We start from the raw sequence: 15,047 nt of genomic DNA, 5'->3' as shown, positions 1-15,047 counted from the left end.
CTCGTCCTTTAAACCGGCATCTGCATGATGTCTTGGTAGGCCTGAACCAGCTTGTTGCGCACCTGGGTCAATGCCTGGAATGACACGCTGGCCTTCTGCGAGGAAATCATCACGTCTGTGAGGTCGACGCCGCTTTTGCCGATTTCGAAGGCACTGGCCAACTGAGAGGAAGCCTGTTGCGTGTCGTTCACTTTATTGACGGCCTGGCCGAGCATGTCGGAAAAGCTGCTGCCCGCCACTTCAGGGACGGCAGTCGATTTCGGCGCAGACATGGCATCCATTTGCATGGCGCGCATGTCGAGCATCAACCGATTGAATTCAATACCTTGGCTCATGGTCTCTCTCTTTGACGACCCGCAATTTTTTGACACTCACTCGGCGGGTAATGAGGTGTTAGCAACAAGGGTGCCAGCTCCATGGCCTTGTTTCACAAAAGCCCTTCCTTACGCCCCCCTCCTGTAGGAGCGAGCCTGCTCGCGATGGACTCAAGGCTGTCGCGCTTATCCTGCCGCCCCGCGATATCGTTCACGACCATCGCGAGCAGGCTCGCTCCTACACAGTAAAAATCAGGTCGCAAACAAATACGCTTCCACATCCATGCCGGCATCGCGCATCTGCGCCAGCTTGTAGCGCAGGGTCCGCGGACTGATACCCAGGCGCTCGGCCGCCTCTTTGCGACGACCGCGCTCGGCGCGCAAGGTATCGATGATCATCTGGAATTCACGGCGACGCAGGTCATCGCCCAGCGCACCAGCCGACTCGGATTCGACTTCCACGGGGCGTACCGGCGCCTGCGCCAACGCCGGCAGTGGCGCGCAAGCCACCGGCCCGGCGAGGCAGAAATCCTGCGGCTGGATCAAGCCACCCTGCTGCAGAATCAGCGCACGCTGAATCGCATTGTCCAGCTCACGCACGTTACCCGGCCACGGATAACCGATCAGGCACGCCTGAGCTTCGGGCGACAACCTGGCAGGCGAATGCTTCATTTTATTGACGTGCCTGGCCAGCAGTCGCTCGGCCAGCGGCAGGATGTCGGCGGTGCGCTCGCGCAACGGGCGCCAGGCCAGGGGAAACACCGACAGGCGATAATAGAGGTCCTCGCGGAAACGCCCCGCCGCCACTTCACCCGCCAGGTCGCGATTGGTGGTGGCGACCACGCGAATATCCAGCGCGATCGGTTTGCGCGCGCCAACCCTTTCGACCTCGCGCTCTTGCAGCACACGCAGCAATTTGGCCTGGAGCCCCAGGGGCATTTCGGAAATTTCATCGAGCAAAATGGTGCCGCCGTCGGCCTGCTCGAACTTGCCGGCTTGTGCGGCAATGGCGCCGGTGAAGGAGCCCTTCTCGTGACCGAACAAGGTCGCTTCGAGCATGTTGTCCGGGATCGCCGCGCAGTTGATCGCGATGAACGGCTGATTGGCGCGATGAGAATGCTGATGGATATAACGCGCCAGCACTTCCTTGCCTGTGCCCGACTCACCCGAGATCAACACCGTGGAATCGCTGCGTGCGACCCGCGCCGCCAATTCGAGCAACTGTGCGCTCGCCGGTTCGAATGCTATCGGCCCTTCGCCCTCGGTCCGGCCGAGACTGCCCAAGGCATGCCGCCCCACAAGATCGAGCAACGCCTTGGGCTCGAATGGCTTGACCAGATAGTCCGCCGCCCCCTGGCGCATCGCATCGACCGCGCGCTCGACCGCACCGTGAGCCGTCATCAGCAACACCGGCAACTGCGGCTGCCGCGCTCGCAGCAGGCCCAGCAACTGGTGGCCGTCCATGCCCGGCATATTGACGTCGCTGATCACCAGGCTGAAGGCCTCGCAGCCGACGGCAAGCAACGCCTCCTCTGCCGACCCCACCGCCTTGTAATCGTGCCCCGCGAGCAGCAGCGTATCAGCCAGTGCCTCGCGCAACGCGCGGTCGTCCTCGACCAGCAGAACCTTGATAGCCATCTGCGTCACTCCGCTCCTTGAGCGCTGCTGAACAACGGCAGGATCATCTGCGCGCAGGTGCCGCGGCCGAGCCGCGAACGCAGCTGCAATTCGCCCCGATGAGCACGCACCACCGCCTTGACCACGGTCATGCCAAGGCCTGTGCCGGTGGCCCTGGTGGTAAAAAAGGGTTCGCCCAATCGCGCCAGAACAGCGGCGTCGATACCGCTGCCACTGTCGCTGACGCACAGGCGCAGGTTGTTGCCGCGGGTGTAGAGGTGAATCTTGAGGCGCAATTGACCGGCACTGGCCTGAATGGCGTTCTCGATCAGATTGAGGATCGCGCCGACCAGGGTGTCGCGATTGCACAGCAACTCCCCCGAGTGACTGTCGCACTGCCAGCGGATCGGCAGATCCTGTACGTGGGTCAGCGCCGCCGCTTGCAACGATTGCATCAATTGGCCAGGCGTCACGCGGTCGGTCAGCGGCAACTCGCCCCGGGCGAACACCAGCATGTCGCGCACCTGGTGCTCGAGCTCGTGCAGGCGCTCCTTGAGGCGCCCGGCAAAGCGCTGCCGGGTCGCGACCGGCAGTTCTTGCTCGGTCAAATGACTGGCATACAGCAATGCAGCGGACAACGGCGTGCGTATCTGATGAGCCAATGAAGCGACCATGCGCCCCAGCGACGACAGACGCTCATGACGGGCCAGTTGATCCTGCAGATGGCGGGTTTCGGTCAGGTCGTTGAGCAACACCAACTGGCCAGGCTCGGCATCCAGCGAGCGCGTGGCGATCGACAGGCGCCGACCATCCTTGAGGGAGACTTCATGGCCATCGTCTTCGCGCGGCGCAAAACAGCGGGCAATGACGTGGCGCCACAACTCACCTTCCAGCGGCAGGCCCAGCAACTCGCACGCCGCCGGATTGGCTTCGCGCACGATGCCCTGAGCGTCAATGACAATGACACCACCGGGTAACAGATCAAGGAGGTTTTGCAGGCGGTTGGCCAGGCGTTCCTTTTCCGCCAGCTCCTGCATGCGCTGGGCGCTGACCACCGCCAGCTCCCCCTTGAGCTCGGTTACCCGGGCTTCAAGCATGCTGTAAGAGTCGGTCAATTGAGTGGACATCTGATTGAACAGTGCGAATGCCTGCTCAAGGCCCAGCCGACTCACCTGCTCTACGGACGACGGTTGCACCGAAGCATCAGGGACAGGAGACATCTGGGCGGCTTGGGGCATTGTGCTCTCTCGCTTGGCTGACCGTCAGTGAAACGGAACGTTGCGAGGGACGTAGCAATACCCGTGCCTAAAAAAAACTTCTTATAAATGAATGATTTGAAAAACAGGCGTCAATCATCCGCCTGTTCGTCTCCATCACGACGGCTCATGCCGTACTTGCGCATCTTTTCCACCAGCGTGGTACGACGGATACGCAACCGCTCGGCCGCGCGCGCCACAATGCCGTTGGCATCATCCAGCGCCTGCTGAATCAAGCCTTGCTCCAGACCACCGAGGTAGTCCTTCAGGTCCAGACCTTCCGGCGGCAGCATGGCATTGGCGGTGAAGTCCGTCGTATGGCCGTTGATGGCCACGCGCTCTTCCAGATCGCTGCGCAGGCTGTCGACCATCTGCTCGTCTTCATCATCGACGTAGCGGAATTTCTTCGGCAACTCGACCACGCCGATCACGCCGTAGGGATGCATGATCGCCATGCGTTCCACCAGATTGGCCAGTTCGCGGACGTTGCCCGGCCAGCCATGCCGACACAGCGACATGATCGCCGCCGAGTTGAACCGGATCGAACCCCGCTTCTCGTGCTCCATGCGCGAGATCAGTTCGTTCATCAGCAGCGGAATGTCTTCGACGCGCTCACGCAGCGGCGCCATCTCGATCGGGAACACATTCAAGCGGTAGTACAAGTCTTCGCGGAAGGTGCCGATCTCGATCATGCTTTCGAGATTCTTGTGGGTCGCCGCAATGATGCGCACGTCGACGCTCTGGGTCTTGTTGCTGCCCACGCGCTCGAAGGTGCGCTCCTGCAACACGCGCAGTAGCTTGACCTGCATCGGCAGCGGCATGTCGCCGATTTCATCGAGGAACAGGGTGCCGCCGTTGGCCAGCTCGAATCGACCGGCGCGGCTGGTGATCGCCCCGGTGAAGGCGCCCTTCTCATGACCGAACAGTTCGCTTTCCAGCAACTCGGCCGGGATCGCCCCGCAGTTGACCGGCACGAACGGCGCTTCGCGGCGCTTGGAATGGTAATGCAGGTTGCGCGCAACCACTTCCTTGCCGGTACCGGACTCACCGAGGATCAGCACGCTGGCATCGGTATCGGCGACTTGCTGCATCATCTGGCGCACGTGTTGAATCGCCCGGCTGGTGCCGACAAGACTGCGGAAAAGATTGGGTTCGCGATGACGACCGCGCTCGCGGGCCTGGTCGTACATCTCGCGATAGACCTGGGCACGGTGCAGCGAATCGAGCAATTTGCTGTAGCTGGGGGGCATTTCCAGGGTTGAAAGCACTCGACGACGCTGGTCTTCCGGCAGGTCAATGGAAGAATTATCGCCCATTAACAAAACCGGAAGGAACTCATCCCAGGTCGAGAGTGTCTTTAACAAGCCCAGTAGTGCACCAGGAGCATTGACCGTCCCGATGAGGACACAGATTACTTCACGACTTGATGACAAAGAGCTGACAGCCTGCTGCCAGTCATGGCTACCGCAGGGTAAATTTTCTTCACCGAGAAAATTTAAAATCACCGCCAGGTCGCGGCGGCGGACGCTATCGTCATCAATCAGCAGAATTTTGGTTTCACGCCACATGCAATAGCAACTTCCCTAGTCAACTCAATGCCCAAAATGCTGGGGCAAGCTAGACGCTTGCAGACACGTTATGCCTGAAGACGACTGAAATCTGGAACCAGCCACTAGTTAAGTCAAAAAACCGTGCACAGTCAAATTTATGGCGCACATATCTGGATTAACTTGGGGTTAATTATCCAAACAGATGGTAAACCTTTGCTGCGTTCCGCGCTTGCTGGATCTGAGACATTTCATCGACTATCGCCTGCCTCTCCCTCATCGCTACCTCAAGTAGCTGCTTGTAGACATACAACAACTCCTCAAGATTGCCACGCAGAACTTCTTCGTCCAGCGAAGCCTCGCTCAAGACGTCTTCCATGCAGGAACGGCAATCCAGGTCCAATTGACCGATAGCCTCCCAGTTGCGCTCGGCCAGAGCACCGACCAGCGCTTCTCGAGTTTGTTCTATTCGCTGCAATACAAGACTCATGGCGATCTCCCTAGAACTGCGGACCTGGCTCAGTAATGCCGTCCCAGCCTTCTTTCACCGTGCGCAGCAACCCCGCGACTTCATCGAGAATCTTCGGATCGCTGCTGATGTTCGCCTCGGCCAGACGCTTCATCATGTAGATGTAAAGACTGTCGAGTTCGCCCACGGCTTCGGCGCAATTTTCAAGATCCAGGCCTTCACGCAAGCCACCGATGATGCCGATCGCCTTGCTGATCGACACACACTTGCCGGGAATGTCCTTGCGCTCCAGCGCACCTTTGGCCTGAGCGATCCGGTCCAGGCCACCTTCCATGAGCATCTGTACCAAACGATGCGGACTTGCTTCGGACGTCTGGGCGTGCGCACCCACTTTCTGATACTGCCGAAGGGCTAACATTGGATTCATGTTCTACCTCATTACCACAATGACTCGTATAGCCAGCGTATCGTCTGCAAGACAGAAAACTTTAGAGCAAAAGACAAAAACCCGGCACACGCGAACATGCGCAGCCGGGTTCTTTCGTCAGCTCATGACTAGCTGTTGGACTTCTGGGCATTCAAGGAAGTGAAGAACGAGGTGATGTTCGTCGCCGTCGCTTTCATTTGCCCGACCAACAGGTCCATTGCGTTGTATTTGGCGGTCAATGTCTTGGTCATGTTGGCGACACGCAAGTCCAACGCAGCCTGCTGGTTTGAAAGATTCTTGCTCAGGCTCTGCAGGTTGGTATTGCGCTGATCCAGCAACCCGCCCGTCTGCACATAAGGCTTGATTGCAGTGCCCATGCGCGCCAGCAGGCCGTTGCTAGCATTGCTCCCGTTGAACAGCTGCTGCACCTGGCCGCTCATGCCGTTGATGGCCATCGTCTTGTTGAACGCCGTCGTATCGAACGCCAGGTTGCCGGTTTTCTCGTTCGTCATCACGCCGATCTGCGACAGCACGGCCAATGGACCGCCCGCCCCGGGAGCGGTCAGCACGCCACGGATATCGGAAATCAGGGTGCGCGACATCGAGTCGCCGGTAAACGCCGCCTGAACCGTCAGTTTGCCATCAGCATCCGCTGTCGCCTTGGACAGGGAATTGATGGTGTTCATCAGGGTGTTGTAGGAGTCGACGAACGACTGGATCGAGGTCTGCAATCCGGTGGTGTTGGTCGCGACGGTGACGGTCGCCGCAGCCGGCGGCGTACCCGGGCTCACGGACGCCAGGTTCAGGGTCAGGCCACTGACTGCGCCGGTCACCGTATTGCTCTTGCTGGTCACTGCCAGACCATCGATGGTCAGCGATGCATCCACCGCAACCCCGTTGACAGCCCCCGAACTGGTAGCCGTAGGGTTAGCGCCCATCGCTTGGGTACCGTCGATTTCAAGGCCGGCGATACCACTGACCGTCAGGTCGGACCCCGCGCCGGTCTTGCTGGAGCTGATCACCAGTCGCGACGCACCACTGCTGTCGGTCACGATGTTGGCAGATATACCATTACTCGCCTGCGCGGAGTTGATGGCATCCCGGGTGCTCTGCAGGGTCGCATTGGCTGGAATCGTGACATCGTAATCAGTGCCATTCTGACTGATTTTCAAGGTACCACTCGGAATGGCACTGGCCGCACCGCCGGCGAAAGAAGCACTGGCGACTTTCGAGCTGGTGGCCAGGTTATTCACAACAACGCTGTAGGTACCGGCAACGGCGGTGTTGTCGGAAGTCGCACCCAGAATCGACGGGGTACCCGAAGTGGCGGTATAGCCCGCAAACACAGGATTGGTCTTGCTACCGAGATTGGTCAGCGCCGTCTGAAAGGCCGTCAGTGCGCTTTTCAGGGAACCGACACCGGAAATCTTCAGCGTGTTGGTTTTGGTCTGAGTATCGATCTGCGTCTGTTTCGCCGATTTGTCGGCGTTGACCAGCGCAGTGACGATCGCACCGATATCCAGGCCAGAGCCTAAGCCCGTACCCGGTAAAATTGGACTTGCCATTTTTCGTCTCCCTTCAGGTTGCTGCCACTCTTTTGACCAATACCTGCGCCCAAGAACGTACAAACACTATTCATGCCAGCTATCAGACCTTGGCGTCGAACAATACGTGGCTCGCATTGCTCAGGCTTTCTGCCAGCTTGAGGGCTTCTGCGGAGGGGATCTGTCGCACGACTTCACCCGTTTCGCTTGCAATCACTTTGACGACGACCTTTCCGGACTGCTCGTCTATCGAGAACTCCAGATTGCGCTTGATCGACTGCACAAACTTTTCGATCTGCTGCACCGCCTGCTTCAGGTGGACGTCATCGGCATCCGGTTTCTTATCCGCCGCTGGCGTCACGCTGGCGGCTTCAGGCTTTTCCGGCGCTTTATCCGAAACGCTGCTCGCTGGCTGGGGAGCCGGATAAGACACGCCAAGCTTTACGCTCATCTCCATGCCCATCACCTCTTAACGTAAAAAGCGAGAGAGCGTGACCAGCACACTCCCCCGCTCAAACTCATTCCGAAATTACTGAAGCAGCTTCAGTACAGCGGAAGGCAGTTGGTTGGCTTGAGCCAGAACCGAGGTAGAAGCCTGTTGCAGGGTTTGCTGCTTGGTCAGGTTCGCGGTTTCTGCGGCGAAGTCGGTGTCTTGTACACGGCCTTGTGCAGCAGTGGTGTTTTCCACGATGTTCTGCAGGTTGGAGATGGTGCTGGTCAGACGGTTCTGCGAAGCACCCAGGTTTGCGCGGGTGGCGTTGATCGATGCCAGAGCAGCATCGATCGCGGTGATCGCGTTGTCGATGTTGGCAGACAGGGTAGCGGAAGTCGCACCGGTCAGAACAACAGTACCGCTGCCTACGGACAGGGATACGGCGTCGAACTTGGAGCTCAATACCAGGTCGATGCGGTTGGCCGAACCAGTGTTGGCGCCAACTTGCAGTTGCATGGTACCCGCCGTACCGTCCAGCAGGTTTTTGCCGTTCAGGTTGGTAGAGGCAGAGATACGAGTGATTTCGTCAGACATCTGAGCGAATTCGGAGTTGGTAGCGGTCTGGTCAGCAGTGCTGTTGGTACCGTTACGTGCTTTAACAGCCAGTTCACGCATACGCTGCAGAATGTCGGTCGAAGCTTGCAGCGCGCCTTCAGCGGTCTGGGCAACGGAGATACCGTCGTTGGCGTTCTGCACTGCCTGGTTGCCACCACGAATCTGTGCGGCCATGCGAGTTGCGATCTGCAGGCCAGCGGCGTCGTCTTTGGCGCTGTTGATTTTCAGGCCGGAAGACAGGCGAGCCATCGAAGTCGACAGAGCGTCGGTAGCACGGTTCAGGTTCTTCTGAACGTTCAACGACGTGGTGTTGGTGTTTACTGTTAAAGCCATGACGAATTCCTCGTTGGTTGGGTACTGCGGCTTCCGGCCCTGGCAACCGCCGGGTATGGCCTAGAGAACCTTCGTAATAGTTATCGTCGGGTTGGCAGGTTGCTTGAGGGCTTTTTTTAAAAAAAATGCCATCACCCTGCCACCCCCGAGAAAACAAGGGCTCAGCGCCCCTCAACCACGAAAAAATGACGCCATAAAACTGTCCAGCCCACAAACGCCCGCGCCAAAGCTGTTGCTGCCCCCTCAGTCCGGCAGGTTTTCGAGCAGCTCGATCAACTCATATTCCATGAAGTCGGCGAGCCCCAGCCAATCCTGGCGCTCCTGACAGGCCAGCATTTGCCTGAGCATCAAGGCCCAGGCCTGCTGGACATCCCGGGGAGCTTGCGCAAACATCCGCTGCGCCTCATCGAACAGATCAACCATGTTCAATGCCGCTTCGACATCACGCCCCAGGCGAAAAAGCCCTGCGCACTGCCGGTACTCATCGATGCCTTTCACTGGCGGCTTCATTGCACGAAATCCTGATTGAACTGCGTACCGGCAATCATTGCTCCAGCCCGACTGCTGTTGAAAAAAAGCACCCCGGGATGCCTGGCAATGTAACGCTCGAGCTCACACAGGTAACTGCGGAAATTCAGCTGTGTCTTGACCTTTTGCCCATGACCATCGTGCACCCAGTGCCTGGCCTGGTTCACTGGCGGCCCCAGGTCACCATCGTTCCAACCGGTATGGGTCCGGTTCATCGGAAAGGAAAAATCGGCACCGAAAAGCGTGATGCGCTGCGCGCCCATCTTCACCGCCAGATCGACCGCAGGATGGATCACGCTGCCGCTGACGTAGAGCTGCGCACGCGGCTGTTGCTCACGCAACGCAGCGTAGATCGGGCTGGCGGAATAACCGCCATAACGTTTGCCTTTCCAGGCTTTCAGCATGTGTGGATCGCTCAAAGGCAAGTACACCAGCGGAATGCCTTCGGAGCCCTCGCCCGGCAAGTGCAGCACGCTGATGCGCTGATCGATGCTCACGACCAGGTCAGGCTTGATTCCGTGCTCGCGAAGGGGCCGGTAAGCGGTATCTACGCTGATGAACAGCGGTCGCGGCGTTTGATTGCGCACCGCGGCCAAACGCTCGAAATTCCCTTCAAGGCTGGGCCCTGTGGCGATCACATAGATTTCACGCCCGGAACACGTGCCAAACAGCTGTGCCACATCATCATCGGCGAGCAGCACTTCGAGGGTGTCCTGCAAGCGCTGCTGAATGACGGGAGACTGCGGGTCGAACTCACGATTGTTGAAACTCAAGTGCACTTCGCTGACCAGGCGATCACGAATCTTCGCACTGAAGTCATCCGCCAGCAGCATCTCGGCAGGCAACGCAAAAAACGGTGTGCAGATGTCCGACAGATCGCCGGCATACAGCAATTGCACACGCGGATCGCCCAGCCACTGACGCTGATCGATCAACTGCAACACCAGCGCGAAAAGCGCGCCGTTGAGGATATGGACATAGAGCTTTTCAAGCCCGGCGCGCTCCAGCAAAACTGCAGGCAAATCGCCGAAGCCGATGCCGTAAACGTGCAGTTGTGCCTTGTCGAGCGGGAGGCTGGCGGCCTGCAAACGGGCCTCGCGCAGGCGATCATGGCGGCTGGTGAGCTGGATGCCACCCACACACAACGTAGAGTCCCGTCCTTCGATCAGGTCGACATCGACGGCCAGGCGATCTTCCGTATTCAATCGCGCATACAGCGACGGCCAGCGCCGCTGGATAACCTGAGCATTGTCTTCAAAGCATTCGCTCATGCTACCTCGCATTCCTTACAAGCAAAAAAGCGCTCAAGGTTAACCCTTGAGCGCTTTTTTGTACCGGCCTTTTTATGAAAAAACTTTCACTCAAGGGCGATAGATGATCGCCGAACCCCATGACAGCCCCACACCGAAACCGCTGAGCGCAACGCGCTTCCATTCGGAATCGAGGATATGCTTTTCCAGCAGCAATGGAATGCTCGAAGACACCGTGTTACCGGTCTCGACCATGTCCTTGATGAACTTCTGCGGGCATTCTTCGAAGCGCCGCGCGACCGCATCGACAATCGCCGCGCTGCCCTGGTGAATGCAGAACGCATCGATGTCGTCGGCGCTCAGTTGCGACTCGCCCAGCAACTCATGCAAATGCGCCGGCACCTTGAGCAGTGCGAAGTTGAACACCTGGCGACCATTCATGTAGAACACGCCGTCGGTAACTTTCAAATGTGGCGCGCCGGAACCGTCGGTGCCGAACTTGGCCTTGCCCAGTGCCCAGGTCGGGTTTTCACCCATCCAGGTCGCGGTGGCCGCATCGCCGAACAACATGGTGGTGTTACGATCTTCCGGGTCGACGATCTTCGAATACGGGTCGGCCGTGATCAGCAGGCCGTTCTTCAGGCCCGCGGCTTCCATGAAGCCCTTGATCGCATAGATGCCGTAGACGTAACCGGAACAGCCCAGGGAAATATCGAACGCGGCGACGTTGGTCGGCAGGCCGAGTTTGTCCTGCACGATGGCCGCGGTATGCGGCAGGCCTTCTTCGTCACCGTTCTGGGTGACGATGATCAACGCGTCGATGGATTCACGTTTCAGATCAGGGTTGCTGGCAAACAGCGCATTGGCCGCTTCAACGCACAGATCGGATGTTTCCTGGTCAACGCCCTTGCGTGGCAGGAAAGCCGAACCGATCTTGCCCAGGATGAATTCTTCATCCTTCTCGAATTTTGCACCTTGTGCGTAATTGTCCACGCCGGCTACAGGAACGTAGCTCGCAATGCTCTTTATGCCAATCATTACGGCTTCCCAATAATAAACAGCCCAATACCACCACCCGCAGGAATCGAGGGGCGCCGACAAACTTGGATTTCTGTCGCCCCAAGGCGACGGCCGGGAAGCGTGAAGGGCTATCACTGAACCCGATAAAGGGTCAGGCGCCATCTTCCCGGTCAATACAATACAGTGAAGATGCCCGTTATGACTCGCAGGTCACGCTATTTTGCCGAATCAGTCCGGCAATGGGTCATTCGACCAACGACCAGTCCAGTGGTGTTCCACGCTTGATAGCCTGACGGGCACGGCGTTCCAGGAGGCTTTGCGCATGCTTGGGCGCCAGCCCGAGACCCGGACGGATGGCTCGCAGATTTGTCGCATTGAAGGGCTCGCCGGCCTTCATATCCTGGGTGACATACAGCGATCGACGGTATACCAGGGATTGGCGTTCCGCCTCGGTGACGCCGTAATGCACGTGCCCCATGGCTTGCCAGGCGCGTTCGGTTTCGATCACCAGGCTGGCCAGCTCCGAGGGCTCCAGAGAGAAACTGGCGTCGACGCCACCGGCCGCACGCTCGAGGGTGAAATGCTTTTCCACCACCGTTGCACCCAGTGCCACCGCCGCCACGGAGACACCGACGCCCATGGAGTGGTCGGACAGCCCCACCTGGCAATCGAACAATTCCCGCAAATGCGCGATCGTGCGCACATTGCTGTTCGCGGGAGATGCCGGATAGGTGCTGGTGCATTTGAGCAGCACCAGGTCCTTGCACCCGGCTTCGCGGGCGGCACGCACGGTTTCATCGAGCTCGGCGATGCTGGCCATGCCGGTGGAAATGATCAGCGGCTTGCCCGTCGCGGCCGCCCGGCGTATCAGCGGCAAATCGGTGTTTTCGAAACTGGCGATCTTGTAGGCCGGCACGTCGAGGCTTTCGAGAAAGTCCACGGCGGTCTCATCGAATGGCGTGGAGAACGCCAGCAGGCCCAGTTCCCTGGCGCGCGCGAAAATCGGCGCATGCCATTCCCAGGGCGTATGGGCCTTCTCGTACAACGCGTACAACGAAGTACCGGCCCACAGGCTATTCGGGTCCTTGATGAAAAACTCGCCTTCGGCCAGGTCCAGGGTCATGGTGTCGGCGGTGTAGGTCTGCAGCTTCAATGCATGGGCACCGGCCTTGGCCGCGGCCTCGACGATTTGCAGTGCCATGTCCAGGGACTGGTTATGGTTGCCGCTCATCTCGGCAATGATGAAAGGCGGCACATCGGCACCGATCAGGCGCTCGCCAATCTTGAAGCTAGTCATCTGCGTGATCCTTCAATACGCGCGTGAACGCGCAGGCACTCGGGGTAAAACCGGCTTCGCGAAAGACCTTCAGCGACGGCTGGTTAGCGGGCAACACCTGGGCGGTGAGCGACTGAAGTTCCGGCCAGTGGGCCTTCACAAAGGTTTCCCCACGGGCCAGCAGCGCCCTGCCCCAGCCCAGGCCGAACCGGCCTTCGAACAGATAAATCGACACCTGGGCGGTAAAGCCACGCAGGTCATAACGCAGCACACCGACCGGACCGTCATCGGCCTCGGCAATCAACAGCAGCCGCCGGGGATTGTTCAGGCTCGTGGCCAGCCAGTTCTGATGCGCAGGCCATTCGATCACGCCGGTCTCCAGCGACCAGCGGCGCACGGCCTCGGTGTTGCGCCCGTCGAACAACAACTGCGCATCACCCAGGGTCGCCGGGCGCATCCTCAGCACCGCACCGGCCAGCGCCACCGCTACCCGCTGCGCACCCCGGCCATCGACAAGTTGTCGCGACCGCTGTGCCAGGCTCTGGCGCAAACCCTGGTTACCCGCGACAAAGCCAATGGCCAGGCGCAGCTGCTCGACACTGACATGCTCGCGAGCCCCCATGAACACATGGGCGCCCGCGGCCGCCATGACCTCGCCGTTGGCCTGCTGGTTGTTCGATACGGCGATGCAAATCGTCGGCAGCCCCATGGCCGCCCGCTCCCAACTGGTGCCGCCACCCGCCCCGACAAACAGGTCGGCTTCGGTCATCAATCGATAGAAGTCGCTGACAAAACTGTGCAGGCGCCAATGCGGGCGACTGGCCGCCAACGCCTGCATCTGCGCCCAGGCCGGATTACCCGCACCGGCGACAAAATCGACTTCCAGCTCGGCTAAGTCCGCCAGCGCCAGCATTGCATGATAGGTCTGCATGGCCGCGTCAAAACCACCGAAGTTCACCAGCACACGCCGGGCCTGGGGTTTGATTTCGATGGCCGGGCAACGAAACTCGTCGCGCAACATGGCAAACCTTGGACCGAACAATGTGCGGCAGCCCGGCGCCAGCAGCGAGGTATAAGCCTCTGGCGTGCCCGAAAGATTCTGGTTCAACAGCAAGTCGGCGCTGTAGGTCCGCGTGGCAAGGTCATCCACCACGGCAATCCATGGCGCAAAGCGCCGCGCAGCCGTCTGCCAGTGATGATCGAGGCCGTAGTGGTCGACAATGATCCAGTCGAACGCCGGCTGGTGTTCCAGCAGCGGCTCGAGCGCGGCGATGTCCGCCTGCCATGGCAGCATGGATTCGATGGCTTGCCGCGGGTCTTCGTCGTTGTAGCGCTCGGGCAGCGCGAAGGTTTCGAAACCTTCGGCCCGCAATGCCTCCAGTCGATGCCCCGGTAACAGACGACAGGCGAAAGCCACATGGCTGCCCTGCCGGCGCAATACGCGAGCCAGGCACAGGCAACGCGCGATGTGGCCGCTGCCGATGGTCGGCGAGGCGTCAGAGCGAATCAGCACCCTCATTGCAGTTCACCTCCGGCTTTCAGCGCGGCATACAGGTACTCCGCGCGTGTCCAGTCCTGCGGTGTGTCGATGTCCTGCACCAGATGACGCGGCAGGAGGACCGGCAGGCTGCTGGGTGAATACAACACCTCGCCACGCAGCCAAGCGTCGCTGCGGCCCCAGTAGAACTGCCCGGCATCCTGGTAGGAGACCGACAAATCCTGGGAGCGGGTGTCACGATACTGCGGATACAGTGCCGTCAATGCACCGCGATCATCAAGGGTCAGGGCTCGCTGAACCGGGAAACCGAAGTCGCACACCGAGAAGGCGAAGGACTTGTCGGGATGCCGTTCCAGCAGCCTCAGTCCCTGGACCAGAAATCGTGTTTGCAACAACGGCGCGGTCGCGTAGATGCAGCAGGCGCGAGCAAACTCGTCACCCTGTTCACGCAATGCTTGCAGGGCATGGGCGATCACCGCGGCGGTGCCCGTGAAGTCGTCGGCCAGTGCCGCCGGGCGCATGAAGGGCACCTGGGCGCCACAGTCCCGCGCCAGTCCGGCGATTTCTTCGTCGTCGGTGCTGACCACGATCCGGGAAAACAACCCGGACTCCATCGCGACCTGAATCGAGCGGGCAATCATCGGTACACCGGCGAACGGCTTGAGGTTCTTGCGGGGTATGCGTTTGCTGCCACCGCGGGCCGGGATGATGGCGACGTTGTTCAACGGCGTTTTTCCAGGACAAACCAGGTGATGTCATCCACCGGGAATTGCCGATCGCGGTGGTAGTCAAAACCGTAGTCGACCAGGTGCAGGTCGTCGTAGCGATCGAGCATTTCACCGGCAAAATCGCGTTTGAACAACTTGCCGCTGTTGCCGCGATATGGGGCTTCGACCGGCGGCTGTCCGACATTGCGCTCA

15 protein-coding genes and 1 pseudogene are annotated in these 15,047 nt (G+C 59.6%); all 16 read right to left on the bottom strand.

From position 1 onward, the window contains the following. Positions 1-8: 8 nt before the first annotated feature. Positions 9-335 (bottom strand): flagellar hook-basal body complex protein FliE, encoded by a 327-nt coding sequence (fliE, locus tag KW849_RS28000; RefSeq protein ID WP_108218641.1) that lies wholly within the window; start codon positions 333-335, stop codon positions 9-11. 231 nt (positions 336-566) lie between these two features. Further along, a complete protein-coding gene (locus KW849_RS27995; protein ID WP_218432683.1) occupies positions 567-1,952 on the bottom strand; it encodes a sigma-54 dependent transcriptional regulator in 1,386 nt (461 codons plus the stop codon). Positions 1,953-1,957: 5 nt separating this feature from the next. Next, on the bottom strand, positions 1,958-3,169 hold the full coding sequence (locus KW849_RS27990) for a PAS domain-containing sensor histidine kinase (protein ID WP_371319189.1): 1,212 nt from the start codon (positions 3,167-3,169) through the stop codon (positions 1,958-1,960). Between the two features lie 110 nt (positions 3,170-3,279). Then, positions 3,280-4,755 carry a sigma-54 dependent transcriptional regulator gene (locus tag KW849_RS27985; protein WP_218432682.1) on the bottom strand — a complete coding sequence of 492 codons (1,476 nt, stop codon included), beginning with the start codon at positions 4,753-4,755 and terminating at the stop codon, positions 3,280-3,282. Positions 4,756-4,927: 172 nt separating this feature from the next. After that, on the bottom strand, positions 4,928-5,224 hold the full coding sequence (locus KW849_RS27980) for a flagellar protein FliT (protein WP_218432679.1): 297 nt from the start codon (positions 5,222-5,224) through the stop codon (positions 4,928-4,930). A 10-nt stretch (positions 5,225-5,234) separates the two neighbouring features. Next, the gene (fliS, locus tag KW849_RS27975; RefSeq protein WP_218432677.1) at positions 5,235-5,630 is read right to left on the bottom strand and encodes a flagellar export chaperone FliS; all 396 of its coding nucleotides are present in this window, start codon (positions 5,628-5,630) and stop codon (positions 5,235-5,237) included. A 128-nt stretch (positions 5,631-5,758) separates the two neighbouring features. Next, the gene (gene fliD / locus KW849_RS27970; RefSeq protein WP_218432674.1) at positions 5,759-7,195 is read right to left on the bottom strand and encodes a flagellar filament capping protein FliD; all 1,437 of its coding nucleotides are present in this window, start codon (positions 7,193-7,195) and stop codon (positions 5,759-5,761) included. 82 nt (positions 7,196-7,277) lie between these two features. Beyond that, positions 7,278-7,631 carry a flagellar protein FlaG gene (locus KW849_RS27965; RefSeq protein WP_218432673.1) on the bottom strand — a complete coding sequence of 118 codons (354 nt, stop codon included), beginning with the start codon at positions 7,629-7,631 and terminating at the stop codon, positions 7,278-7,280. A gap of 72 nt (positions 7,632-7,703) precedes the next feature. Next, the gene (locus tag KW849_RS27960) at positions 7,704-8,555 is read right to left on the bottom strand and encodes a flagellin domain-containing protein (protein ID WP_057715895.1); all 852 of its coding nucleotides are present in this window, start codon (positions 8,553-8,555) and stop codon (positions 7,704-7,706) included. A 243-nt stretch (positions 8,556-8,798) separates the two neighbouring features. After that, on the bottom strand, positions 8,799-9,065 hold the full coding sequence (locus KW849_RS27955; protein ID WP_218432670.1) for a hypothetical protein: 267 nt from the start codon (positions 9,063-9,065) through the stop codon (positions 8,799-8,801). Next, the gene (locus tag KW849_RS27950) at positions 9,062-10,354 is read right to left on the bottom strand and encodes a motility associated factor glycosyltransferase family protein (RefSeq protein WP_218432668.1); all 1,293 of its coding nucleotides are present in this window, start codon (positions 10,352-10,354) and stop codon (positions 9,062-9,064) included. Before KW849_RS27950 ends, KW849_RS27955 begins: the two co-directional genes overlap by 4 nt. A gap of 90 nt (positions 10,355-10,444) precedes the next feature. Beyond that, positions 10,445-11,371: a ketoacyl-ACP synthase III gene (locus KW849_RS27945; RefSeq protein WP_218432666.1), complete on the bottom strand. Its 927-nt coding sequence runs from the start codon at positions 11,369-11,371 to the stop codon at positions 10,445-10,447. A 226-nt stretch (positions 11,372-11,597) separates the two neighbouring features. Next, the gene (gene pseI, locus KW849_RS27940; RefSeq protein WP_218432663.1) at positions 11,598-12,650 is read right to left on the bottom strand and encodes a pseudaminic acid synthase; all 1,053 of its coding nucleotides are present in this window, start codon (positions 12,648-12,650) and stop codon (positions 11,598-11,600) included. Beyond that, the gene (pseG, locus tag KW849_RS27935) at positions 12,643-14,148 is read right to left on the bottom strand and encodes a UDP-2,4-diacetamido-2,4,6-trideoxy-beta-L-altropyranose hydrolase (protein ID WP_218432661.1); all 1,506 of its coding nucleotides are present in this window, start codon (positions 14,146-14,148) and stop codon (positions 12,643-12,645) included. The genes pseI and pseG overlap by 8 nt, the downstream gene beginning before the upstream one ends. Continuing rightward, positions 14,145-14,852, bottom strand: coding sequence for a pseudaminic acid cytidylyltransferase (gene pseF, locus KW849_RS27930; protein WP_218432659.1), 708 nt, complete (start codon positions 14,850-14,852; stop codon positions 14,145-14,147). Before pseF ends, pseG begins: the two co-directional genes overlap by 4 nt. Further along, a pseudogene (locus tag KW849_RS27925) lies at positions 14,849-15,025 on the bottom strand (pseudaminic acid biosynthesis-associated methylase); the annotation flags it as partial. The gene pseF and the pseudogene KW849_RS27925, both read right to left, overlap by 4 nt. Positions 15,026-15,047: the final 22 nt, after the last annotated feature.

This window comes from Pseudomonas sp. PDM26 (assembly GCF_019219185.1).
Classification (GTDB): domain Bacteria; phylum Pseudomonadota; class Gammaproteobacteria; order Pseudomonadales; family Pseudomonadaceae; genus Aquipseudomonas.
The sequence above is the reverse complement of the archived record's forward strand: the minus strand, read 5'-3'. Positions and strand labels throughout refer to the sequence as shown.